The sequence below is a fragment of the Paraciimarium castrense LEGE 11436 genome (assembly GCF_056633055.1).
The window spans coordinates 1-23,941 of the sequence record NZ_JBSJOW010000001.1; the positions used below are offsets into that span (position 1 = coordinate 1).

General features: G+C 63.9%; 23 protein-coding genes. 18 read left to right on the plus strand and 5 right to left on the minus strand.

The window, feature by feature from the left end; all coding sequences use genetic code 11:
• The first annotated feature begins 291 nt into the window (after window positions 1–291).
• The 5 genes from ACWJIO_RS00005 (at window position 292) to ACWJIO_RS00025 (ending at window position 3,216) form a co-directional block, all read left to right on the plus strand.
• A complete protein-coding gene (locus ACWJIO_RS00005) occupies window positions 292–681 on the plus strand; it encodes a heavy metal-responsive transcriptional regulator (RefSeq protein ID WP_480310552.1) in 390 nt (129 codons plus the stop codon).
• Between the two features lie 261 nt (window positions 682–942).
• Window positions 943–1,104, plus strand: a complete 162-nt coding sequence (locus tag ACWJIO_RS00010) for a DUF305 domain-containing protein (RefSeq protein ID WP_480310554.1) — start codon at window positions 943–945, stop codon at window positions 1,102–1,104.
• A gap of 8 nt (window positions 1,105–1,112) precedes the next feature.
• Complete coding sequence (locus ACWJIO_RS00015; protein ID WP_480310556.1) at window positions 1,113–1,493, plus strand: DUF302 domain-containing protein; 381 nt, start codon at window positions 1,113–1,115, stop codon at window positions 1,491–1,493.
• Between the two features lie 824 nt (window positions 1,494–2,317).
• Window positions 2,318–2,815 (plus strand): N-acetyltransferase family protein, encoded by a 498-nt coding sequence (locus ACWJIO_RS00020; RefSeq protein WP_480311477.1) that lies wholly within the window; start codon window positions 2,318–2,320, stop codon window positions 2,813–2,815.
• On the plus strand, window positions 2,812–3,216 hold the full coding sequence (locus ACWJIO_RS00025; protein WP_323243209.1) for a PPC domain-containing DNA-binding protein: 405 nt from the start codon (window positions 2,812–2,814) through the stop codon (window positions 3,214–3,216). Before ACWJIO_RS00020 ends, ACWJIO_RS00025 begins: the two co-directional genes overlap by 4 nt.
• On the opposite strand, the gene ACWJIO_RS00030 is transcribed toward ACWJIO_RS00025, so the two are convergent.
• From ACWJIO_RS00030 to ACWJIO_RS00040, 3 genes are all read right to left on the minus strand, one after another.
• Entirely contained in the window at window positions 3,194–3,904 is a 711-nt protein-coding gene (locus tag ACWJIO_RS00030) for a hypothetical protein (protein ID WP_323243210.1), read from the minus strand. The genes ACWJIO_RS00025 and ACWJIO_RS00030 overlap by 23 nt on opposite strands.
• Window positions 3,901–4,446, minus strand: a complete 546-nt coding sequence (locus tag ACWJIO_RS00035) for a hypothetical protein (protein WP_480310559.1) — start codon at window positions 4,444–4,446, stop codon at window positions 3,901–3,903. The genes ACWJIO_RS00030 and ACWJIO_RS00035 overlap by 4 nt, the downstream gene beginning before the upstream one ends.
• 72 nt (window positions 4,447–4,518) lie before the next feature.
• The gene (locus ACWJIO_RS00040; RefSeq protein ID WP_480310560.1) at window positions 4,519–5,022 is read right to left on the minus strand and encodes a hypothetical protein; all 504 of its coding nucleotides are present in this window, start codon (window positions 5,020–5,022) and stop codon (window positions 4,519–4,521) included.
• On the opposite strand from ACWJIO_RS00040, the gene ACWJIO_RS00045 reads away from it, so the two are divergent.
• From ACWJIO_RS00045 to ACWJIO_RS00060, 4 genes are all read left to right on the plus strand, one after another.
• Window positions 5,021–5,800 carry a hypothetical protein gene (locus tag ACWJIO_RS00045; RefSeq protein WP_480310561.1) on the plus strand — a complete coding sequence of 260 codons (780 nt, stop codon included), beginning with the start codon at window positions 5,021–5,023 and terminating at the stop codon, window positions 5,798–5,800. The genes ACWJIO_RS00040 and ACWJIO_RS00045 overlap by 2 nt on opposite strands.
• Window positions 5,801–5,987: 187 nt before the next feature.
• Window positions 5,988–6,203 carry a hypothetical protein gene (locus ACWJIO_RS00050; RefSeq protein ID WP_480310562.1) on the plus strand — a complete coding sequence of 72 codons (216 nt, stop codon included), beginning with the start codon at window positions 5,988–5,990 and terminating at the stop codon, window positions 6,201–6,203.
• Window positions 6,204–6,268: 65 nt separating this feature from the next.
• Window positions 6,269–6,964: a hypothetical protein gene (locus tag ACWJIO_RS00055; RefSeq protein ID WP_480310563.1), complete on the plus strand. Its 696-nt coding sequence runs from the start codon at window positions 6,269–6,271 to the stop codon at window positions 6,962–6,964.
• Between the two features lie 152 nt (window positions 6,965–7,116).
• Window positions 7,117–7,482, plus strand: coding sequence for a hypothetical protein (locus tag ACWJIO_RS00060; RefSeq protein ID WP_480310564.1), 366 nt, complete (start codon window positions 7,117–7,119; stop codon window positions 7,480–7,482).
• 23 nt (window positions 7,483–7,505) lie between these two features.
• Here ACWJIO_RS00060 and ACWJIO_RS00065 read toward each other — a convergent pair whose 3' ends face one another.
• Window positions 7,506–9,653, minus strand: coding sequence for an AAA family ATPase (locus tag ACWJIO_RS00065; RefSeq protein WP_480310566.1), 2,148 nt, complete (start codon window positions 9,651–9,653; stop codon window positions 7,506–7,508).
• 170 nt (window positions 9,654–9,823) lie between these two features.
• On the opposite strand from ACWJIO_RS00065, the gene ACWJIO_RS00070 reads away from it, so the two are divergent.
• The 9 genes from ACWJIO_RS00070 to ACWJIO_RS00110 all read left to right on the plus strand — a co-directional run bounded on the left by ACWJIO_RS00070 (window position 9,824) and on the right by ACWJIO_RS00110 (window position 23,015).
• Window positions 9,824–10,744 (plus strand): hypothetical protein, encoded by a 921-nt coding sequence (locus ACWJIO_RS00070; RefSeq protein WP_480310567.1) that lies wholly within the window; start codon window positions 9,824–9,826, stop codon window positions 10,742–10,744.
• A gap of 159 nt (window positions 10,745–10,903) precedes the next feature.
• A complete protein-coding gene (locus tag ACWJIO_RS00075) occupies window positions 10,904–14,422 on the plus strand; it encodes a helicase-related protein (RefSeq protein WP_480310568.1) in 3,519 nt (1,172 codons plus the stop codon).
• A gap of 4 nt (window positions 14,423–14,426) precedes the next feature.
• The gene (locus ACWJIO_RS00080; protein ID WP_480310570.1) at window positions 14,427–17,327 is read left to right on the plus strand and encodes a DUF1156 domain-containing protein; all 2,901 of its coding nucleotides are present in this window, start codon (window positions 14,427–14,429) and stop codon (window positions 17,325–17,327) included.
• Between the two features lie 15 nt (window positions 17,328–17,342).
• On the plus strand, window positions 17,343–20,678 hold the full coding sequence (locus ACWJIO_RS00085; protein ID WP_480310571.1) for a DUF499 domain-containing protein: 3,336 nt from the start codon (window positions 17,343–17,345) through the stop codon (window positions 20,676–20,678).
• A 42-nt stretch (window positions 20,679–20,720) separates the two neighbouring features.
• Window positions 20,721–21,035 (plus strand): hypothetical protein, encoded by a 315-nt coding sequence (locus ACWJIO_RS00090; protein ID WP_323250279.1) that lies wholly within the window; start codon window positions 20,721–20,723, stop codon window positions 21,033–21,035.
• A gap of 4 nt (window positions 21,036–21,039) precedes the next feature.
• On the plus strand, window positions 21,040–21,717 hold the full coding sequence (locus ACWJIO_RS00095; protein ID WP_323250277.1) for a TerB family tellurite resistance protein: 678 nt from the start codon (window positions 21,040–21,042) through the stop codon (window positions 21,715–21,717).
• A 30-nt stretch (window positions 21,718–21,747) separates the two neighbouring features.
• Entirely contained in the window at window positions 21,748–22,107 is a 360-nt protein-coding gene (locus tag ACWJIO_RS00100; RefSeq protein WP_323250276.1) for a hypothetical protein, read from the plus strand.
• A 29-nt stretch (window positions 22,108–22,136) separates the two neighbouring features.
• Complete coding sequence (locus ACWJIO_RS00105; protein ID WP_323250273.1) at window positions 22,137–22,391, plus strand: hypothetical protein; 255 nt, start codon at window positions 22,137–22,139, stop codon at window positions 22,389–22,391.
• Window positions 22,392–22,457: 66 nt separating this feature from the next.
• Window positions 22,458–23,015 (plus strand): hypothetical protein, encoded by a 558-nt coding sequence (locus ACWJIO_RS00110; protein ID WP_480310573.1) that lies wholly within the window; start codon window positions 22,458–22,460, stop codon window positions 23,013–23,015.
• Between the two features lie 45 nt (window positions 23,016–23,060).
• On the opposite strand, the gene ACWJIO_RS00115 is transcribed toward ACWJIO_RS00110, so the two are convergent.
• Window positions 23,061–23,699 carry an HNH endonuclease signature motif containing protein gene (locus ACWJIO_RS00115; RefSeq protein ID WP_323250268.1) on the minus strand — a complete coding sequence of 213 codons (639 nt, stop codon included), beginning with the start codon at window positions 23,697–23,699 and terminating at the stop codon, window positions 23,061–23,063.
• Between the last annotated feature and the right edge of the window lie 242 nt (window positions 23,700–23,941).

Genomic DNA, 23,941 nt, shown 5'->3' on the forward strand with positions numbered 1-23,941 from the left:
TGGATCCTCGGCATGGCAACAGGGAGGGCTGGCGGACGGGGTGCTCATCGCGGGGCTGGAGGAAGGGCTGGGGCGCTGCGGGTGACAGTGCCTTTAACCTATGGGCTCCAGTTGGCTGGAGAGTCAAGGCCAGGCTGCTCAAAGCCAGGGGCGGAAAGCCGCTCAGCGAGGGCTACAGTCTCCATTGAGATGGACAGTTTGCTTCCTGTGGCCTGCGCCCCCGTCACCTCCCGCGCGGCTACCACACCACGGGGCGGCCGTTCTCCAGGTGTGGCGCCGGCACCTGCAGGCATGAAGATCGGCGCGCTGGCCAGCCGCAGCGGCCTGCCCGTGAAGACGCTCCGTTACTACGAAGAGCTCGGCCTGCTGCCAGCGGTGGGCCGCAGCGCCGGCGGCTACCGGCTGTTCGCGGAAGACAGCCTGCGCCGCCTGGAGTTCATCCGGCGGCTCAAGACCCTGGGGCTCAGCCTCGATGACATTCAGGGATGCCTCGCGGTCCACGATGCCGGCCAGCTCCCCTGTGATGACATCCATGAGCAGATCCAACGACAGATCGACCTGGTGGACGAACGCCTGCGGGAGTTACGCAAGTTCAGAGCGGAACTGCTGAACCTGCTTGAAAACTGGAAGAGCGATCCGGTCCCGAACCAGGACGTCATCTGCCCGAATCTCAACGTCTGAGCAGCCCCTGGCCGGAGGAGATCAGTTGAACATTCGGCCGGATTATCAAGCCACTTGCTAGCCCATAGCCACCATGGAAATAGGCGTGAAGCGAGCGGTGGCAAAACGATAGCTAACAACGATTCACGTCGAAAGATCTTCGGAAGTCCAGCACTGCTGCTCTTGGCCACGGGAGGAGTCTTAACGGTCTCCCTGGGGGCTGGCACCTGGTGCCTCTTCCAGAGTTGGGGCGGTGCAGGCATGCATGGAACTTGAGGAGGCGTGGGTGGCCCGCGCCAGATGGGCGTGATGATGGCCTCGATGGCGCAGACCAATTCGCAGCACCCGGAGCTTCGTCAGTTGCAGCAGGCCATGGTGCGGGTGCAGAGCGATGAAATCCAGCAGATGTCCCAGTGGTATCTCAGTTGGTACGGCACACGCTGAGGCCACCGATGGATCCGTTCTTGATCATCGACACGCCGAAATCCTTCGAGGAGGCCAGCGCTGCCCTACAGAAGGCGGTGGCGGAGCATGGCTTCGGCGTGCTGGCCGTGCATGATCTGGGCCACACCCTGCGCAGTAAAGGTCAGCCGTTCCTGGAGCAGTGCCGCATCTTCGAGGTGTGCAACCCCCAGCAGGCCGCCGCATTGCTCAGCACCACAATGGCGCTGCCCTGCCGGATCTCCGTCTACACCGAAACTGGCCAGACCCGCATCGGCATGATCCGGCCCGAGGCGATGCTCGCCAGCCTCTCGGCCGATCCCGCTCTGAAGGAGGTGGCCCGCGCGGTGGAGGCCTCCACCACGGCGATCATCGAGGACGCTGCGGCTTAGCGCTAGCGGCAGTATCTGAGCGGCTGCGATGCTAAGGAGGTTCTGTGCGCGGGGTTTCGCGCCAGCCGGCTGCGCTACGGGGTCTGGCAGGTGGAGGGCGGCATCACCCGGCCTTGGGGCTTCTGTAAGGGCCGCAGCGCCGCGGTGATCCCCTATGGCGCAATCCCTGGCGGCCGCCGCTACAGCTGCAAGGAGATCGGCTCCTATGCCCGTGCCCAGGATCTGCTGCGCCAGGGGCACACCGATCTCGATGGCAATGGCGATGGACAAGCCTGTGAATCGTTGCGCTGGCTGTGTTTCTGGTGGTACGGGAACAGGTACTCCAGCGGGCCACCGCCAGCTGAAAAGGGACGTACCTTGAAGTTGAGGGGAGGCCTGGGAGCAAACCCGACCCTCACCCTCCAACAGAGTCCGGCCAGGGATCACCCGAGCCGGTGCGCACAGCGGAGGTGCGCCAACGATGCGACACACAGAAGGTGAACTCGGTGACGCGGCGCGAGCGTCATCCCGTAGCCGCAGAGAGCGATACGCCAGTTCTGTTTCCCGCGTGTTGAAACCCCGAGCTGCATAACTCGGGCCTGGATCACAACCGAGAAGGTCAAGCCCCGAGCATCTCTTCCCAGAGACGTGATCCCCATTCCTTCCCTGACAGGTCCAAGACAGGTCATGCGTGAACCACAGACACCCGACCGGCAGTTCTAGGTGTGAGGAAGTGACCGCCGCACCCGGTGCAAAGGCGCCCCCCACGGGGCGCCTTCCTGTTGGGGTGACAATCACCAGGCCACCTCTGCGCTCCTCTGACCTCCTCCCGATCGCCTCTGCAGATCCGCCCCTACGAGGCGGCCGACTGGCCGGCGCTGTGGTCGCTGCTGGAGCCGGTGTTCCGCGCCGGCGAAACCTTCCCGCACGACCCGGCGATCTGCGAAGCCGAGGCCCGGGTGGCCTGGGTGGAGCAGAGCCACGCGGTGATGGTGGCCGTGGATGCGACCGGTGCCCTTGTGGGCACGTACTACCTCAGGCCAAACTCCCTGGCTCTCGGTGCCCATGTGGCCAACGCGGGCTATGTGGTGGCCGAGCAGTGCCGGCGCCAGGGTGTCGGCAGCCGCCTCTGTCAGCACTCCCTGCAGGCGGCCAGGCGGCTGGGGTTCCGGGCGATGCAGTTCAACCTGGTCGTGAGCACCAACACCGCCGGCATCCGCTGCTGGCAGCGCAACGGCTTTCAGGTGGTCGGCACCCTGCCGGGGGCATTCCTCCACAAACGGCTGGGTTATATGGACGCCCTGGTGATGTTCCAGGGACTGGTGGAGGGCCCACCCCCATGAAGGTGGTACCACTGCGGCTGCAGCCGGGCGCCGACCTGCGCCGGGTGATGGAGGCCTGGATCGCCGAACAGGAGGAGCAGGCCGGCTGCGTGCTCAGCGCCGTCGGCAGCATGTCGGTGGCCCAGTTGCGCCTGGCGGGGGCGACCGAGGCCACGGCAATCAGGGGCGACCTGGAGATCCTCAGCCTCTCCGGCACCCTGTCGCCCGATGGCGTCCACCTGCACATCGCCATCTCAGGCAGCAGCGGCGCTGTGATCGGCGGCCACCTCTGCGTGGGTTCGCTGGTGCGCACCACCGCGGAGCTGGTGATCGGTCTTCTGCCGGAGTGGCAGTTCAGCCGGAAGCTGGATCTGGCCACCGGCTACGCCGAGCTGCAGATCAAGGCTCAGCCAGAGCGGTGATCGCCCGCAGGGTCTCCAGCAAATCCGGTAGTCGCTGCTGGCTGGCTTGATCCGGCGGCAGGAACGCAGGCAGTGCCTCCAGGAAGGCAGAGGTTTTCAAGAGCTCAAGGAACTGAGCCGCCAGATCATTCCTCAACTCAAGCGGGCTGAGCCTGCATTCCTCCAGCAGCGAGGCACGGCCGTCGACCACCGCCATGAGGTCCTCCAGGTCGTGACTGAAGAGAAAATTGCCCTGGCCGCGACCGCGAAAGGCCTCCAGCTTGGTGGCCAGGAACACTGGTGCGGTCACGATCCGAATCGCGCAGCCACTTGGCAGCTCTTGAAGCTGGGCGGTCTCTAAGGCGAGGGGATACCAACGGTTGGAGAAGCCCAGGATCTCGCCCTGGGTTGGCATCAGATCGAGAATGAGATCGTCTGTGCACCAGCGGCAGAGGGGTGCCCCTGGCCGGCTGTCCTCCTGGAAGCCCCGCTGCCGCAACTGCCTCCCCAGCTGGTGGTAGTCGGCCCTGGCGATCACGCTGCAGATCACATCCACGTCCTGGGTGGGCCGGATCTCTGGCATCGCCGGATCCGTGATCAGCACACCGGCCACGGCGCCGCCGACAAAGACCAGCTGCTCGAGCAGCGCCTCACCCAACTGCTCAGCCGCCCGCTCCAGCAGGGAGACGTTGGGGTCGTTGGGATTCATGGTTGCAGCCGCTCCTCCAGCAGGGCCAGCGCCAGGGCTTGTTCCCGGGCGCTGCCGCCGCGCACCGCGTCGAACAGGGCCAGCAGCTCCCCCAGAGCCGGGTTGCGCTGCGCCGCCTCAGGGACAGTGGGGTAGAGCGGATGAAAGGCAATACCGCGGGCCGTTCCCTTCTTCCACGGCCACACCGGTGGTGGGTCATGGCCCGGCCGGATCTGCTCATTCAGGGGGGAGGCGGCGTAGCCGGTGGGAACCCCGCGGCTGAGTCCACCCTGCGTGGCCGGGAAGCAGTAGCGGGCACCGTGCTGCACGAAGGCTCTCAGGGCAGCTCGAACCACTGAGGGCTTGCCTGCTTCATCCTTAATCGCCAGCCTCGCAGCCACGGCACGCTCCACCGCCGCATGGGCCTCCGAGGCCGTCAGGCCCAGCTCGGAGCCGAGGGCCGCATAGGTGGGCGCCGGGCCCGGCTCCAGAGCCAGACGCAGCAGCACCACCAGATCCTGCGGGCGCAGCACGAGCTGGGGATTGGAGGGTGAGCGGGCCACGGTCAAACCAGGCCATTCGGCATTCGCGAATAGCGAATATAGAGCCTCCAGCCTGCCTGTCCCTGCGCGGCTTCAGGTTGGCGGAGCAGCCGGCGGCAGCAACCGCTCGATCGCTTCCGGAGCCACGCCCACCTGCTGAGCGATCAGCAGCACCAGTTGCTCCAAACGAACGAGGCGCTGCTCCAGGGCCTGGATCTCAGCGGTGCCGGCCTTGCCGCCCGTAGCTCCCATCCCCTTCCCACCTGAAGGGGTTTTGGTCTTGGGAGGGGGCAGCAGGGACAGAGGCGGCGGGCCGTTGGGATCCGCCAGCAGCAGGCCCACCATCACGTCCTTCCGGGCGCGCTTGGCCACCTTGATCCCCCTCTGCGCGCAGAGCTCCTGGAGGACATCGCCTTTCAGGGCCAGCAGCTGGGCTTCGGTGGCGGGTGCGCCGCCCTCGGGCTGGATCAGGGCCCGGGTTTCCTCGACGGCGGTGGCGCCATTACCCAGCTCTTCCGCCAGACCGCGATAGAGCCGGGCATCGGCCTGGGCCAGCTCCCGCAGGGTGGAGCGGAGGGTATCGGCGATTTCACCCATGGTCGTCGGCTCCTTTGGCTTGATCCTGGGGCTGGGGCTGGGGCTGGGGCTGGGGCTGTGGCTGGGGCATGGGCTGCTGTGGCTGGCTCCCATTCGTGCTGACGTCGATGGGCCCCGGCGCACTGTCCCCGGGCGGTGGGGTTGTCGCGACTGCGGGGCCGTGGCCGTTGCCGCCTGGTGGGGGTGGCGGCGGCGTCAGCAGATCTTGCGACTTATCGATCAGCTCCTGCTGCTTCTGTTTGAGATCGCCGAGGCGGTCCTTGGTGCGGCCCCAGCGATTGATGAAATGGATCACTGCACGGATGAGATCACCGATATATCCACCACCCTGAAAACTCTGGCGGCCTTTCTTGTACCTGCTGAAGCCATTCACCAGATCATCACCGGCATCTTCGATGTCACCGGCAATGGCCGTCACGATCTCCAGGAGCTCGTAGAGTTCCTTGCGTTGGGGCAGGTCACGGCTGGCCAGGGCCGTGATCCGTTCCTTGAGGAGGGCGGTTTCATCCTTGGCCTTGTTGGCCAGGCGCCGGTGCTGGGCCCGGCTGCGCATCAGACTGGAGTAGCAATTCCTCAGCTCCAGATAAGTGCTGTTGAGCACCTCGCGCTCCAGCGGTTCCGGATCTGGTGGGAAATCAGAAGTTGGGGGCAGGAAGACCATGCCAGGCTGCACATCGACTTCCATCTTCCGAATGCAGCTGCAAGCTGCGGCGATTCACAGGAGGCTGGATCTATGCGTGTGGTGAATGGTTCTGGCATCACCCCGCGTGGAGACTGAGGCGAGAGGGGTGCGGAAGGAGCTGCAGATCCGCAGCAATCTTCACAATGTCGCTGGAATCGTCCGAACAAAGCGGAATCAGTCCGCCCAAGGCCGACTGCAGCCGCTGCTCTTTCGCAGGAGGATTGATCCAGAACGGGGCCGAGGGGCTGAGGCTGTGCTCACTGACGCCTGATCCCTTCTCGCCATGCCCCAGATCGACCTGCTCCTGGCTGCTGAGCTGCTGGTGGTGCTGCTGCTCATGGCCACCATGGACGCAAGCTCCCATCGGGTGGGGGCGGCAGAGCCACCGCCGCAGAAGCCAGAGCCGCCCGTGCAGTGGTCTGCCGAGACCGACCTCCATGCCCAACGCATCCTGCGGCTGGAGAGCCGCCGGACCGCAGGCCCGGCTCCTCTGCGCTGAGGCCTGCAGCGATGACGCTCCTTAGGATCGGTTGGCGATCTGGTGCTGGTCAGGAGGGTTTCGGGATGCTCGGCGGTGCAGACCAGAAAGCTCTCTTCGATTACTGGCACGACCGGGTGCGGCTGACCAACCTCACGCGCCTAGGGGCGCGTGAGCACGTCACCACCCAGGAGCTACGGCATGAGTGCACCAATTACGACGAACTGCGGCGGCTGAAACCTGTTCAGGAGCTTGATGAACTGGAGCGCTGCCGCGTCATCGCGATCATCAAATACGAGTGCACCGCCAAGGTGCTGCAGCGCCGCACAGGGCTGTTGCGTGACTACGCCAGCCAATGTGAAGAACAGGCTCTCGATCACCGCCAGAAGGAGAGAGGGTTGCTGGCCCTCATCACCAAGCTCAAAGACATCCTCAAAGGGAGGGATGTCAAGATCCTGCGACTGGAGTCGCGGATCGAATCCCTACAAGCAGAGAACGAGGCTCTGCGAACGGAGCAGCAGCAATCCAAGGCTGAAAGCCAGTTGCGAAAAGAGCTTGATGCGCTGCAGCGCGCTTTCGAAGCGGAGGTGGAGCGCCGCAAGCAACTGGCCAAGAACAACCAGAGCCTCGGTGGCCGCGTCGCCCACACCAACCGCTACCGGCGGGAGCGCGATGAGCTGCGCGAAGCCCTCAGGATCGAACGGCAGACCAGCCAGGCCCTGCGGCGGGAGCTGGAGCAACTGCGCGGCGGTGAGCAGCTGGGGCTGGACCTCGCTGAGTGAGCACGATGCCCCGCAAGTCTTCCCCTGCAGTGAAAGGAGCCAAGCCAGTTGCCAAAGCCAAGGCAGCGGCCAAGGCAACCGCCAAGGCGCCGGCTCAAGCCAGGTCTGCGCGGCAGAAGGAACCCTCGCTGGCCGACCTCAAGTGCCAGGTCTTGGCCCTGTCAAAGGTCTCCAGCACCAAGGAGCTCAAGCGAGCCAACGTGGATCTGCGACATCTCGATTTCCGCCTCAAGGCCAGCTGGCGCTCCGCTCTGGAAGTACTGCAGCAGGCGGCGGTCGCCATGGAGGAGTGGGACCGGAACCCACCGGAGGAATACAAAGAGCTGTTCGCTGAGATTGATCAGGCGGCAGCGGCCTACAGCGCCTCGATTGAGCAAGGCCTCAAGCTGAGCAGCCAGCTGCGCGACGCCGCAGACGACCTGGAGGCCGTCGCCGGTGAGCTGCAGCAGGAGGCCGAGGAGCTCAAAACCATCGAACAGGCCTCCCGCAAGCAGCGCCGGTCCCGCTCGCTCAACTGAGCCCGCGGCCAGCTGAAGCCCCTTCAGCCGGGCTGATACACCGCCAGGGCCGTCTCCAGCTTCTGCCGGTGCTCGTCCCTCAGAGCCTCAGGGCTGTCGATGCGGATGCCGGCCCCGAAGCCAAACAACCAGTTGCGCAGATCGATGTCGCGCTCCACAGTCCAGGGAGGCAGATCGAGTTCCACCGGATAAGGGTGGGTGTCGCTGGGGCTGCCGGGCTCCAGCACGTGCGGCGCGTTGGGGTGGTGCCACCAGTGTTCGCCGGCCAGGGGCTTGGAGAAGCGGGTGTGCTCGATCGGGTAGCGCTGCAGGCCCTCGCGGATGAAGGCAAAGCACCAGCCCTGGCAGCAGAAGCGCAGCGTCACCAGCTGCCTGGCGCGGATCCGGGCATTGGGGCTGGCCAGCCGCAGCTGGGTTTTTAGGTCGTTGCCGAAATAGATCCCGCCGCTGTGGTGTAGCAGCAGCTCCAGACGCCGCAGGGCCTGGCTGTGGGCCTCATCGCTGCGCCGATTGCCCCGCTCGCTGCGGCGCAGGGCGAGGCGATCGATCCGTTCGCTGCGGATCAGACCCACGCCGGTGCCGATGGCGTCTTCCTCGAACACCAGATACCAGCCGATGTTGTGGAAGAGCAGCTGCAGCGGCCACACCCGAAAGGTGCCGTTGGGGCTGTCCGCGAAGGAGCCCACCGACACGTAGCGCTCCAGCTCGATACGGCGCCGCTCCACGATCGCCGTTTCCAGGGCCTCGGCCTGCCGCTCGACCGCCAGGGAATCGGGCCGCACCAGGGCGCTGCTCACGATCGAGCGGTTGGCGAACGCCCGCACCGGGGTTGCCGTGTCGAGCGCAACGCCTCCCCATTGGAGCCGTTGCTCCAGTTCAGCCAGCAGATCCTGGGCAGTGGGATCGGCCAGCCGGCCGGCGGCCTGGCTCACCACCCCATGGATCTCCCGCAGCCGGTGGGCCGAGAGCAGGGCGGTGCCGATGGCGTAGCCATGGCGCACGTTGTCGTTGCGATGGCGGAAGCCATAGGGGGTGAGCAGCTTCTCGAGGTCTTTGCGCAGGGTGGCGGCTTCTCCGCTCAGGTAGGCGCCGGGGATGATTTCCGTCTGGGCGATCAGGTGCTCGGGCAGAGGGGTGCCGGCTTCCCGGTCAAAGGGTTGCTGCAGCAGGTGGCGCAGCAGGGTGAACACCCGCTGGAACACCGGCGTATCACCCAGGGGTGGGTAGCCACCGTGCACCCCACCAGGCCGCGGCTCCCCTGACTGCAGGGGCACTGGCGGTGGCGGCTGTGGAGGAGGCTGGATCGGCGCGAGCGAGGGCTCGCTCTGGCAGAAGCCGTTGGCCGCCAGCCAGGCCAGATCGGAGCGGATCGCTGTCGCGTCGCCGTAGCACTCACCGTGCAGCCGGCGCAGGTAAGCGGCGGCCTGATCCGCCAGGTCGCCCTCGGGCAGGGGCGACACGATCGCCTCCAGCTCGGCGCGACTGGCGGGGTCGGCGGCGGAGAGTTCCGGGTAGCTGCTCAGCAGGCGCAGCAGGTAGAGGAGCCGCTCGAGATCCAGCAGCCGGGAGTAGCCGTGCAGGGCAAAGTGCTTCTCGCGGTTGCGGGCCGAGCGGATGCGGTGATCCAGCCGGGCCAGCTCGTCGCGCAGCAGCGGTTGGAGTTCCCGCTGGTGGGTGGGCACCACCGCCACCACCGCCGCGAATCCCTCCGCGCGCGAGGGTCCGAACACTGGGTCCGCCAAAGCAGCGGCCATTTCGCGGATCACCGGCTCGGGCACTAGGCGCTTGCGGGTCTGGTTCCACTGCAGGCAGGTGGCGAGGGGGGTGTAGAGCCACCAGCCGATCCACTCCACCGGAGCGGGGAGGTTCAGGGCCTGAGTGATCGCTAGCCGCCAGGGCCGGCGGGCGTGGGTGGCATCCACGATCACCGGCAACCCGGCTGCCACCGACTCACGGATGCGTTGGTGCAGCAGGGCCTCGATGTCCCGCCAGGGGCCCTGCACGGCTGCATCGCCGAACAGCTCGCCGCGCACCACATCGGTGGAGAGCACCACGGCGCCGGTGAGTTCGGCCAGCACGCCGGCCAGGGTGGTCTTGCCGCTGGCCGGGGGGCCGATCAGCAGGTGGCAGCGCAGGGGCGCTGGCGAGGGCGCGATCGGCGGGCTGGTCATGGCCGCAGCCTGGCCGCTGGGGCGTGCCACCGCAAGGCCCTACGAGCGAAAGAGCAACTATAGATCCATGTCACGACTGGGATCTGTCTGAGGGCTTTGCTCTTTCGCAGAAAGAACACAAGAAAAACGGCCCGCGCTGCTGAGGCTGCTCCCAGCGCCTCATCCATCCCATGGCTTCCCCGCGCCCCCCGTCGCTGGCCCAGGCCCATCACTACCGCCTGCCGGAGCTGCTGCACGACATCCGCCTGCTCGATCTATTGGAGCTCTGCGGCACCACCGTGCAGACCAGCCGGCTGCTGCAACTCAGCCAGCCCACCATCAGCCGCCGCTACCGGCTCCTGGCCGACGACTTCGGGTTGGTGCGTGATCGCCGCCAGCTCTGGGGCTGTGGCTACGGCACCTCCGCCTCGATGCGGCTGCTGCGCCTGGGTTGCCGCGCCCATCGCCTCGCCGCCGGTGTCGCCCGGATCGGCAGCGACCTGCTGCATCACCCCCTGCTGGCGGGTTGCCCCTGGCTGCTACCTACCCCCCAGCGGTTCCGGGCGGCGGCCAACTGGCTGGAGCTGGTGCGCCAGGGCGTGCTCGATGGTGCCCTGATCTCAGGTCTGGAGTTGGAGGAGGCGGAAGGACTGAACCACCAGGAGCTGGAGCTGCTGCCGCTGGGGGAGCTGCCCCTGGCCCTGGCGTTCTGCCCGAAGGCGCCGGTGCTGGTGGGCGCTCCCCCCGGCAGGCCTGCCCCCGGCGGGCGGGTGGCGGAGGCGCTGGTGCCCGATCGCGGTGTGGCGCCCGGACTGCGGCGGCTCCTGCGGGAGCTGGGGCTCCCCCTGCGCAGCGGCGGCAACAGCCTGCAGACCCCAGACGACTGGGTCGGCCGGATCCAGGGCAGCGCCCTGGCTCTGGTGGTGGCCGATCGGGAGGCCGACACCTGGGCCTCTCTGCAGCGCTGGCCCCTGGGCCTGGGTCCCAAGGCTTCCCGCCCCCACAGTCCGGTGTGGCTGGCGTTGCCGGCCGACTGGCAGGAGCACCCGGTGCTGCGCCACACCGCCCAGGAACTGGGCCGGATCGGCGCCGCGCAACAGCTGGAGGGCTGAAAGTATGTGCTCCGTGCATAGATCCAAGACTCGCGGCTCGAAGTGCTTCTGGTGTGCTGCCACACCGCCTCCGCTAGGTGCAGACTGGCCGCAGCGTCCGCTCACACTCATGCCACCCCACCCGCCACAGGCGGTTGAACCACAGGGGGGCACGCCGCGATGACCGCCCGCTTGGAAGACCTCAAGCCCGATGCCCAGGTCAAGGGCCTGGTCGGCCGGGAGACCGTGAGGATCATCAGCAGCCAGATGATGGGCGAGGCCGCTCAGGTGGTCTACCGGGACGGGCAGGGCAACCTCCATTCCCAGATCCTGTTCCGCGACAAGGAGGCCGAGCTCGAGCTGGTCTCCAGCGGCCGCCGCTGGAGCTTTGAAGGCGATGGCGACAAGTTCCGTCTGGTGAGCGAGGCCGAGCGAATCAGGTTGGCCTACCTGTTTGACCCCTACCTGGCGGTGAGCAGCAGCACGATCGACCCGCTGCCCCATCAGATCAGTGCGGTCTACGAGCACATGCTGCCCAGGCAGCCGATGCGTTACCTGCTGGCCGACGATCCCGGCGCCGGCAAGACGATCATGGCCGGCCTGCTGATCAAGGAGTTGCTGATTCGCGGCGAGCTGGAGCGCTGCCTGATCGTGGCGCCGGGCTCGCTGACGGAGCAATGGCAGGACGAGCTCAAGGAGAAGTTCGAGCTGCAGTTCGAGCTGCTCACCCGCGATCTGATCAACGCCACGGGGCTGGGCAACCCCTTTGCCGAGAAGTCGCTGCTGATCGCACGGATGGACATGCTCTCCCGCGATGAGGAGCTGCAGGCCCGGCTGGAGCAGGCCCCCGAGTGGGATCTGGTGGTGTGCGACGAATCGCACCGCATGAGCGCCCACTACTTCGGCGCTGAGCTCAAGACCACCAAGCGCTATGCGATGGGCAGGCGGGTGGGCAACCATGCCCGCAACCTGCTGCTGATGACGGCGACGCCCCACAACGGCAAGGAGGAGGACTTCCAGCTGTTCATGGCCCTTCTGGATGAGGACCGATTTGCGGGGCAGGAGAAGGACGCCGTGCACCGCAGCGATCCCACGGATCTGATGCGGCGACTGGTGAAGGAGGACCTTTACACCTTTGAAGGCAAGAAGCTGTTCCCCGAGCGGCGCAGCTACACCGCCCAGTACGAGCTGAGCCCCAGCGAGAAGGTGCTCTACGAGCGCGTCACCGAATACGTGCGCGACGAGATGAACCGGGCTGACCGCAACGCCAACGCCGAAGGTGGCGGCAAACGGCGGGTGAATGTGGGTTTCGCCTTGATGACCCTGCAGCGGCGGCTGGCAAGCTCGCCGTTCGCCATCCACCGCTCGATCGAGCGCAGGCGTGAGCGCCTGGAGGCCCGGCTGAAGGAGGAGCGCCTGCTACTGCAGGGCCGGCAGGTGGGGGATCGGCTGCAGCTGGATCGCAAGCTGGACGCGCTGGATCTCGACGAGATCGAGAACCTCTATGAGGAGGACACGGCGGCGGAGATCGAGGAAACCGAGAACGCCTTCATCGACAACGCCACCTCGGCCCAGACCCTGGCGGAGCTGGAGTTCGAGATCCAGACCCTCAAGGAGCTGGAGGTGCTCAGCAAGAAGGTGGTGAATGCCGGCACCGATGCCAAGTGGCAGCAGCTCGATCGGATCCTCGATGACCCGCTGATGGTGGATGAGAACGGCGGGCGGCGAAAGCTGGTGCTGTTCACCGAGTTCAAGGACACCCTCACCGACCTGGCCCGCAAGATCCGCAACCGTCTCGGCCGCGACGAAGCGGTGGTGGAGATCCATGGTGGGGTGCCGCGGGATCGCCGGCGGCAGGTGGTGCACGCCTTCATGAACGACCCCCAGGTGGTGGTGCTGCTCGCCAACGACGCCGCCGGGGAGGGCGTGAACCTGCAGCGGGCGCACCTGATGGTGAATTACGACCTGCCCTGGAACCCCAACCGGCTGGAGCAGCGCTTCGGGCGGATCCACCGGATCGGACAACAGGAGGTCTGCCACCTGTGGAACCTGCTGGCCCAGGACACCCGCGAAGGCGAGGTGTACATCCAGCTGCTCGAGAAGCTCGACAACGCCCGCAAGGCGCTGGGCGACAAGGTGTTCGACGTGCTCGGCCAACTGTTCACCGGCCGCTCCCTGCGGGAGCTGCTGATGGATGCAGTGCGCTACAACGCCGATCCCGCCGTCAAGGCGCGGATGCAGGAGATCGATGAGGCGGTGAACTCCGATCACCTGCTGGAGCTGCTGGAGCGCCGCGCCCTGGTGAAACAGGGCATGGACACCAGCAAGGTGCGGGATCTCAGGCAGCAGATGGAGCGGGCGATGGCGCGCCGCATCCACCCCCACTACGTCCACGACTTCTTCCTGGAGGCGTTCCGGCGGCTGGGCGGCAAGGCCTTCCCCCGGGAGCAGGGCAGATACGAGATCACGCACGTGTCACCCCAGCTGCTCGATCGCGATCAGCAGATCGGCGTGGGGGTGCCGGTGCAGCCGCGCTACGAGCGCATCTGCTTTGAGAAAGAGCATGTGGGCCAAAGCCCGAGAGCTGAGCTGGTGAGCCCGGGCCATCCCCTGCTGGAGGCCTGCATCTCCCTGATCTGGGAGCGCAACGGCGAGGTGCTGGGCCAGGGGGCGGTGCTGATCGACGACCAGGACCCGGGCGCTGAGCCGCGGCTGCTGGTCTGCCTCGAACACGGGCTGCAGGACGGCCGCAAAAACCGCCAGGGGCAGCAGCAGTTGATCTCGAACCGGCTGCAGTTCCTGGAGATCTCCCGCTCCGGCGGCGCCAAGACTGCCGGCTCAGCCCCCTACCTCGACTACCGGCCCCTGCGCGACGGCGAGCGGGAGTTGATCCAGCCGCTGCTGGCCGATGGCTGGCTGAACCAGGACTGGGATCAGCTGGTGCTGGCCCACGCCATGCAGACCCTGGTGCCGGAGCACCTTGAAGAGATCAGGCGTGAGCGGCTGGGGCGAATCGAGAAGGCACGCCAGGAGATCCTGGCCCGCATGCAGCGGCAGATCAACCACTGGAGCCGCCAGTACGAGGAGCTCAAGCACAAGGATTCCGCAGGGAAGAAAACCCGTCTGCCGGCCCAGGTGGCCAAGGACCGGGCGGAGCTGCTGGTGAACCGGCTGGGCAAACGCATGGCGGCCCTCGATGCGGAAGCCCAGATCAGTGCCCGGGTGCCCTTGATCAAGGGCGGAGCACTGATACTGCCGGCGGGCCTGCTCCGCCAGCTCAAAGGCGAAACGCCCAATGCCAGCGTCGATGCTGAAGCCCGCAAGCGGGTGGAGCTGCTGGCGATGGAGGCCGTGTTCGCAGCGGAGCGTGCGCTGGGGCGTAACCCGGTGGATCGGAGTGCCCAGCGCGGCATTGGCTACGACATCGAATCCTCTGACGCCAACGGCAACCTGGTCTTCATTGAAGTGAAGGGCCGTGTTGAGGGAGCGGACAGCTTGACCCTCACCTTCAACGAGCTCAAATGCAGTAACAACCAACGCGAACAATTCCGTGTTGCCATCTGCTCAGTTTCGGGTGAGCGAGCATCACCACCGGTGTATGTGAGCGGGATCAACTGGTGGCAACCAGGTGACATCAAGCAAAGCACCGTGACCTTCCCGCTCTCCGAGGTTCTTCAACACGCACAGGAACCACACTGACCCCATGACCAGCAACCACCCCGTCAAACGCCGAAAGAAGCTGATCGAGGTGGCCATCCCCCTCGAAGCCATCAACGCGGCCTCGGCGCGGGAGAAGAGCATCCGCCATGGGCATCCGAGCACCTTGCACCTGTGGTGGGCCCGGCGGCCACTGGCGGCGGCACGGGCGGTGATCTTTTGCCAGCTGGTGGACGACCCATCGGCGGTGCCAGAGGAGTTCCCCACCGAAGAGGCTCAGGAACATGAGCGGCTGCGGTTGTTTGCCCTGATCAGTGAGCTGGTGACCTGGGAGAGCACCACCAATGAAGTGGTGCTGCAGCGAGCCCGCGCCGAGATCCACCGCAGCTGGCGACGGGCCTGCGCCGACAATGCCGATCACCCCGAGGCCGGAGAACTCTTCAATCCCGAGAAGCTGCCGGGCTTCCACGATCCCTTCGCCGGTGGTGGGGCCCTTCCCCTGGAGGCGCAGCGTTTGGGGCTGGAGAGCTACGCCAGTGATCTGAACCCGGTGGCGGTGCTGATCAACAAAGCGATGATCGAGATCCCGCCGAAGTTCGCTGGCATGCCGCCGGTGAATCCGGACAGCCTGCGCGATCTTGATGTGCGGCAGTGGAAAGGCGCCCAAGGGCTGGCAGACGACGTGCGCTACTACGGCCAGTGGATCCGCGACGAGGCCGAGAAGCGCATCGGCCATCTCTACCCGAAGGTGGAGGTGACTGCCGAAATGTCAAAGGAGCGGCCCGATCTGAACCCGTATGTGGGAAAGAAACTCACCGTGATCGCTTGGCTTTGGGCCCGCACGGTGAAGAGCCCGAACCCGGCTTTTGCGCAGGTGGACGTGCCCTTGGTCTCCACGTTCATGCTTGCCACCAAGATTGGCAAGGAGGCCTATGTGGATCCAGTGGTAGAGGACGGTGGATATCGCTTCACTGTAAAGGTGGGTAGGCCGAAGGATATTGAAGCAGCCAAGAACGGCACCAAGTTGTCACGCGGGGCAAACTTCCAGTGCCTGATGTCGACCACTCCGATCTCAGGTGACTACATCAAGGCCGAGGGCGTCGCCGGGCGAATGGGGGCACGGATGATGGCAATTGTGGCTGAAGGCAATCGAGGCCGTGTCTACTTGGCACCAACGCCAGAAATTGAAGCCCTCTCGATGTCTGCGGAGCCGAGCTGGAAGCCAGATGTCACGATCTCGGGAAGCACGCAATACCTCGGTGTGAAGCCCTACGGCATGCACCGATTTGATCAGCTGTTCACAGATCGCCAACTCGTGCTCCTCACCACCTTATCGAACTTGGTTCAGGAAGCACGGGAGAGGGTGCATTCAGATGCACTTTCTGCAGGGCGCGTGGATCTGGCAATGCCTCTGCATGAAGGAGGTATTGGAGCGGCTGCTTATGGAGATGCTGTGGCGACTGGCCTTGCATTCGCAATAAGCAGATCAGCGGATCGCGGATCCACGATCTGCTCATGGGACAGCAGTCCCAAGATGGAAGCCTTGAGAAATACTTTCGGCCGACAAGCGATACCTATGACTTGGGACTTTGCCGAGGGCAATCCTTTTTCAGAGTCGAGTGGAAACTGGATGAACAACGTGGAGTGGTGCGCAAAAGCCATTTGCATGGTTCCAGCCAACTCACCCGGATACGCAGATCAGGCCGACGCTTCTTCGCAAAAAGCAACCATTGGAAAGCTCGTCTCCACTGATCCTCCCTATTACGACAATGTTCCTTATGCTGATCTTTCCGACTTTTTCTATGTCTGGTTGCGTCGATCCCTGAAGCCTGTCTTTCCAGCCTTATTCGGCACAGTGGCGGTTCCAAAGGCCGATGAGCTGGTTGCATTCGCCTATCGACATGATGGCAAAGCAGGGGCGGAATCTTTCTTCCTTGACGGCATGACCCAGGCGATGAAGAGAATCGTTGAGCAGTCACACCCAGCTTTTCCTGCAACCATCTATTACGCCTTCAAGCAGGCAGAAACCAACTCCACTTCTGGCACGGCCAGCACTGGCTGGGAAACCTTTCTGGCTGCAGTTATCCAGGCCGGATTCGAACTGCATGGCACCTGGCCCATGCGCACCGAATTGGCTAATCGTATGCGGGGGATGGCTGCGAATGCTCTTGCTTCAAGCGTCGTGCTCGTCTGTCAGCGACGACCGGATTCGGCACAATCACTGACCCGAACCGACTTCCGCCGCCAGCTGCGTCTGGAGTTGCCCCAGGCTCTCAAGGAGCTGGAACGAGCCAACATCGCCCCCGTAGATGTGGCCCAAGCGGCCATTGGCCCTGGCATGGCCATCTACAGCGGTGCCCGAGCCGTACTCAACCCCGATGACAGCCCGATGAGCGTGCGGGAAGCCCTGATCGAGATCAACGCCGCCCTCGATGATTACCTCTCCCAGGATGAGGGTGACCTCGATGCAGATAGCCGTTTTGCCCTCACCTTCTTCGAAAGCTTCGGCTACAAAGAGCGCGACTTTGGATACGCAGAAGGCCTGGCCAAGGCCCGTAATCTGTCGGTGGATGGTGTGGCCAGGGCCGGCATCCTGCGCTCCGTGGCCGGCAAGGTGCAGCTGCTTCAGCGCTCAGACTTACCAGAGGATTGGGATCCCGCCAAAGACAAGCGCCTCTGCGTCTGGGAAGCCACCCAGCAGCTGATCAAGCGCCTGGAAACGGGTGAGAAGGCCGCGGCAGCACTGTTGGCGCAACTGAAAGAGATCCCCGGCCACGGAGATCTGCCGGCCAACTGCCGGGCCTTGTCCTATCGCCTCTATAACCACTGCGAGAAGACCAAGCAGGCAGAGGAAGCCCGTGCCTACAACGGCCTCGTGATCGCCTGGCCCGAACTCGAAAAGCTGGCGGCCGTCGCTGCCAGTCCCGTTCAGCCCTCCCTGCTGTAATCCCCACCCAGTCCCATGGCCCTCTCCAACAGTGAGCGCGTCGGCAAGGCGCTGAACGAAGTCCGCGATGGGCTGCTCCCCTACATCAGCCGTGAGCTCTACGACAAGCTCGGTCCCAGCTGGCAGGAACGACTGGATCCAAAGGCAAACCTGCAAGACCTCACAGTCCTGCTGGGCCTGTTCATGGAGCATTGGGGAGGGGTGTTCAAGCAGCTGCTCAGCCAGGAAGATCGGGCCTATGTGAGTGAGCTCAAGGTGGCCCGCAACAAGTGGGCCCATTCCGAGCCCATCACCTCAGACGACACCGACCGCTACCTCGACACCGCCGTTCGCCTCTGCCGCAGCATCAACGCTGTGCCCCAGGCGGAAGCCATCCGCGACCTGCGCTCCGAGCTCCAGCAGGTGGTGTTCACGGAGCGAGCCCGCAACAAGGTCCGCTACAAGACCACCACCGAGAATCAGGTCAAGGCCGGGCTGGTGCCCTGGCGGGATGTGATCACCCCGCACCCCGATGTGATCACCGGTCGCTACCAGCAGGCCGAGTTCGCCGCCGACCTCGACCAAGTGCGCCAAGGCAAGGGGAGTTCGGAATACACCGATCCGGCGGAGTTCTTCCGCCGCACCTACATCACCGGTGGCCTCAAGGATCTGCTGCGCATCGCCCTGCGGCGCCTCAATGGGCAGGACGCAGACCCGGTCATCGAGCTGCAGACCAACTTCGGGGGCGGCAAGACCCACTCGATGCTGGCGCTCTATCACCTCTGCTCCGGCACCCCCCTCAACCTCCTCTCCGGCCTCGAAGAGGTCTGCGCCGAAGTGGGCATCAACTCCGTCCCCAAGGCCAACACGGCCGTGCTGGTGGGCACCGCTTTCAGTGCAGCAGAACCCACTACCAAGGCTGACGGCACCGTGGTGAACACCCTCTGGGGCGAGCTGGCCTACCAGCTGGGTGGTCCAGCGGGCTACGCGATCGTGGCCAACAGCGATCGCGAGCGCGTCTCCCCCGGTGCCCGCGACCTCGCCGAGCTCTTCCGCCAGAGTGCCCCCTGCCTGGTGCTGATCGACGAGTGGGTGGCCTACGCCCGCAACCTGTTCGGCAAGGCCGATCTGCCTGCAGGCACCTATGACTCCCAGATCTCCTTCGCGCAGGCGCTTACGGAAGCCGCCAAGCAGGTGCCCAATGCCCTGCTGCTGATCTCCGTGCCCCAGAGCACCAACGAGATCGGGGGGTCGAATGGCGAGAAGGCGCTGGAAGGTCTGCGCAATGTGCTGCAACGCGTTGCGACGGAATGGCGACCTGCCAATCCAAACGAAGGCTTCGAGATCGTGCGCCGGCGCCTGTTTGAGCCAATTCCCAACGATCAGGCTGGGGCCCATCGCGATGCCGTGGTGCGCTCCTTCAAGGAGATGTACGCGCTCAACAAGAACGAGTTCCCCGCCGAAACCCGCGAGGCGGACTACGGCGACAAGTTGACAGCCTCCTACCCCATCCACCCCGAGCTGTTCCAGCGCCTCTACGACGACTGGAGCACCCTGCCCAACTTCCAGCGCACCCGCGGCGTGCTGCGGCTGCTCGCCAAGACCATCGAAGATCTCTGGGAATCCGGCAGCAAGGACGTGATGATCATGCCCTCCTCGATGCCGCTGGATGACAACAAGGTCAAGAACGAGCTGCTGCGCTATCTGCCCAACGAGTGGGAGCCGATCATTTCTCAGGACGTCGACGGCGAAGGCTCGATTCCTGTTCGCATCGACGCCAACAACATCAACCTCGGCCGCCTAAGCGCCTGCAAGCGTGTGGCCCGCAGCATCTACATGGGCACAGCCCCGGGCTCCGGTACGGCCAAACCCGGCATCGGTGACCAGCGCATCAAGCTCGCCTGCGCCATGCCCGGTGAGGCCCCGGCGGTGTTTGGCGACGCCCTCAGGCGGCTCGGTGATCAGGCCCGCTTCCTCAACCAGGACGGCGATCGCTACTGGCTCGACACCAAGCCCAACCTCAACCGCACCGCCGACGAGCACAAGCAGAGCTACCTCAACGACCGCGCCAGCCTGCTGGTGGAGCTGAACCAGAAGCTCGACCGCGAAGGCAAGACCCGCGGCGCATTCGCAGGGCTGCACCTCACTCCGCCCAATGGCGCGGCCGTGCCCGATGAACCGGCCACCCGCCTGGTGGTGGTGCCCTCCCAGTACCCCCACAAAAAGGGTGGAGACAGTACCGCCCTCACCTGGGCCCAGGAGGTGCTCGCCTCACGCGGCTCCAGTCCGCGCCAGTACGCCAACACCCTGGTGTTCCTCGCAGCCGACGAGCGTGCTCTGGATGATCTGCTGGACGCTTTCGCCTCCCAGAAGGCCTGGCAGCGCATCTCTGACAACCGCGAGGAGCTCGATCTCACCCTCAGCCAGGTGAACCTAGCCGCCAAGCGCATCAAGGACGCCACCGATGCGATCGACGTCCGCATCCCGGAGACCTGGTGTCATCTGCTGCTCCCCCACCAGGCCCAGCCCGGAAACCAGGGTCCGTCCTGGGATGAGTTCCGCCTTACCGGCGGTGAACCGCGCCTCGCCGATCGCGTCTCGAAGAAATGCAAAGACGAGGAGGCGCTCTATGTGGAGATCGGCGCCAGCCGCATCCGCCGCAACCTCGACAACTTCCTCTGGGCCAACCGAGACTCAGTCAGCGTGCAGGAGCTGGTGGATTGGTGCCGCAAGTACCTTTACCTGCCCCGGCTGAGTATCGACGACGTCATCTTCAATGGCCTCACCAATGCCCAGGCCACCCTGCAGGGCGAAAGCACCTTCTATCTGGCTGAAGGCTTCGACGAAGACAGAGGCCGCTACCTCGGTCTCAAGCCCCAGGGGCAGTTCCAGAGCACCGCCACTATGCGGATGTTGATCGTCAAAGACGAGGTGGCTCAGAAGCAGATCGAGGCGGAGCGGGCGAAGGCCGTCGACCCTCCCCGCCCTGGTCCGGGAACCGGCAGTGGCGACGGCACTGGTCCTGGCCTTGGTACTGGTACTGCCACTGGAACGGGTACTGGTTCGACCAACACCAACACCGCTGAAGGCACAGGCAAGTCTGGGACTGGCGTCAATCCACCACCCCCGACGCCGCCACCAAAGCACACGACCTTCACCGGTTCCCTGAAGCTCGACCCAGTGCGGGCCGGCCTGCAGATGGGCCAGTTCCTGGAGGAGGTGATGAGCCACCTGCAGGCCCTCCCAGGCGCCGAGGTGAACCTGTCGGTGGAGGTCCACGTCAAAGCCCCGAACGGCATCGACGATAAGACCGCCCGCATCGTGCTGGAGAACGCAGCGGCACTGAAGCTGGATAACCCGCAGGTCTACTAAGCCTCCATTTCAAGCCACTCCACCCATCAGCCCTCAAGCACCATGGAAAACCCAGAACCGCTTGTTCTTGACCGAAGACGCCTGAGCCTCGGCAAATACACCCACTGGGCAGCCAACCTCTCCGAGGAGGAGATGTATGGGTTGCTCTGGCTTTTGGGTGAATTGGGCATCAGAACCAGTGAGCACAACCTGCTGAGTTCCATCCAGGAAGTCGGCAGAGCAAGAACAGGTTTGCTGGGTGCTCTTGGTTTTGTCCACGGACACCCCGTCACCCAAGAGCAGGCCATAAAGGCCATACGCAATGCCTACAAGACCAGCCCTATCCGTCAAGATCTGAACCAAGTCTCCAATGACTAATCAAGTGACCCATCCGCTGCTTGCCTATCCAGAAGCTGAGCGCGTTGCCTACCTCTCAATCATTGCTGAACTTAGCAACGTTGACAGGAAGTTCGACGAGCTAGAGAGAAAGCATCTGGATGAGCAGCTGAAGGCCTTTGAAATTTCAGATGAAGGCAAAGCCAAGGTCTACGCCGCTGTCTTTCACTTCAAGGAAGAGCACAGGTCAGAAGTCCTAGCGTCTCTTCATTCCCTCGATGACAGCGATTTGCGCTTCACCTTGATTTCCGATCTCTTCCTTCTTGCATTGAGTAACGGATATATCTCCGTGGAGGAACTCGAGTACGTGCAGGAGATTGGAAGCCAGCTTGGCATCACGAGAGATCAAGTGATGGCCATCAAAGATGTTCAATTCCACCTGTGGCAGCTGAAGTCAACGCCATCCGATTCAGATGCCTTCAAGGCCATGCTTAAGGAATGTGCCAGCAATCTTGCTGCGGCAGGTGTTCCGATAGCCGCAATCGCTGGCTCGGGAAGCGTGTTTGGCCTCAGCGCTGCAGGCATTACCTCTGGCCTGGCCGCCCTAGGCGGTCTGATTGGTGGCGGGATGCTTGCCGGCACTGTCCTTGTTGTTCCTGCCATAGCGGTGGGTTCAGCCTGGGGGGTGAAAAAGCTCGTTGACCTTGTCACCGACAAGAAGTAATCATTTCGCGCGTCCCGTTCTTCTTTAGCCATGCCCAACACACCTGAAGACCTACCAGTAGCCCCTGCTGCGTCTCTTGATATGAGCGTGATTCTTGCCAAGGGGCTTGTCGAAAACCTTCCGGCGATTCTTTCTTCTTTCAAGGAGGTCTATGCCTTGCGCGCCAAAGAGAGCGCCTTCAAGGCAGCACTGGAGGCTCGTTGCGCCGACATGAAGATCAACAGTCAGAACTTCACGACCCTTGTCCAGAACCTGACCGAGCTTTCAAAGAGTGAGTCGGCAGACGAGGAGACAAAGTCAATGTACCGGGAGTTGATCCGCTCGCTATTTGAGCTGTTTACAGCCCGTTCGAAGGAATCGGATTCGTTTTCCAGATTTCTCAACGGATAGCCTCGATGTGGGGAATCAATCCATTCACCGTGGGTAAGATCATCGTCGGGGTTGGTGTCTCCAGTGCGCTACTGGGCAGACACGGCTCCCTGAAGCAGTTGACAAGAAAGATCAAGCTGCATGTATCGGAGCAGCATGCGGAAGGGGCAAAGGCCATGGCGCGTTCTGTCGCCCTTCAAGATCAGTCGCTCTATGAGAGACTAAAAAAAGAGCTCGAACGCGAGCTTTCGCCGGAGGAATACGAACGCGTCTTCGGTGACTCTAGTGATCCACCGTCTCGCTGAACCGTGACCTTAGCAATACTTCTCCCTGACGCGCATACGTGACAGGTCTTCTCACCGGTCTTGGTGATGGCTTTGTCACGCAAGAAGCCCATTGGCTACCCCGAGATCAGCTTCCTGTCAGTTGACGTTCTGGCCCTGCTGGCCAAGCTCCAGCAGGAGATGGGGCTCGATGCAGTAGGTCCTGTCTCTTTCAGTCTGCAGACGATGGAGACCTTGGCTTGCACTCGCTGGGAGCATGGGAAGCCGGGTGGGGATATCTTCTTCCACTCGCTGTTCAACCGCCCTGATGTGCCTCAGCCAGTAATTGAACACGTTCTGCATCATGAGCTCCTGCACCTGAAGATCCCGGCCAGGGAGATCGATGGCAAGCTGATCTATCACCCGCCTGAGTTCTGGGTGGCGGAACAGGCTCTGGTTCCCTGGAAATTGGCGTCGTGGGGGTGGATGGTTCTCGCCTTCTGGGAAGTCATCAAGACGGACATCCCGAATGAACGCGTTTGGGTCAAGAAGTCTTGGCGGAAGCTTCAGAACTACCCCTACCCAAGCTGGCAGATGATCCTTGACGACCAGAGTAGATACTCTGACAAACAAGGCCAGATCCAGGTCTTAATGGAAAGTCTCTAATGAGCCTGAGCTACGAGTTTTCGGCCATGCCTGCCTGCCACCTGCCTACTTGATCGGGGACCGCACCTTGGCCCCTTTGCGGACATTCTCGTTGGCGCTAATCACCTGCAGGTTGCCAGGATGATGCTGGCCACCCTTTGCGAGAGGGATGACGTGATCCACGTGGTACTGAATGAATCCTGCCACTTGATTGAGTCTGTCCCGTTGTTCATAGATCTGCTGGATCAGCTCCTCTTCTTCGTCGCTCAGCTCCGGCGTTTGCTCGCGAATCCGCTGTTTCCTTCTCTGCAGATAAATCGCGGATTTGTGCCTGTCCACTTCGTGGACAGTCTCTGGTGGCGGACAACTCATCCCAGCCAGGTCCAGAGCTTCTCGCTCCAGTGTCCAGAGTTCGGCGCGTAGCGGCTTGGAGCACCACTGGTGATAACGAGTATCTCCGTGGAGATCGATCACATCCCGAAAACGGCTGACGACGTAAATGAAGTCATCCCCAAGCCGCTCGCCTGTCCACTGGGTCCAGCAGCGGGAGAGGTAACGGTCTTTGCCGCTAACCCAGATGAACAGGGTCGGAAGTTCAAGGGCCTCTTCTCCTTTCGCAGGTCCGCGTCGGGCATAGGTGCGATCGCCCTGCTTCGTGATAAGTCCGCGGTCGTTCGACTGGATGACGCGGAACTTCAGCTCCATGGCGTGGCGGGTTCACTCGCCTGCTGTGCCCAGCAGCCTATGGCCCAGAAACCCGACGAGCACGGGCCTGCCGGGGGGCGGACTTCCACTGAAGACCCAGTAAGGGGTCGCGCAGGAATCCTCAGCGTGCGCGGCCGCGCAAGGGCTTCGCAAGCCGGCCCGCCACTGGCGATGAGACGCCGGTGGCACTGGGTTCACGGAGCGCTGTGGCCGGCCCTTGCCGCTGGCCGCGCCTGCGCTTG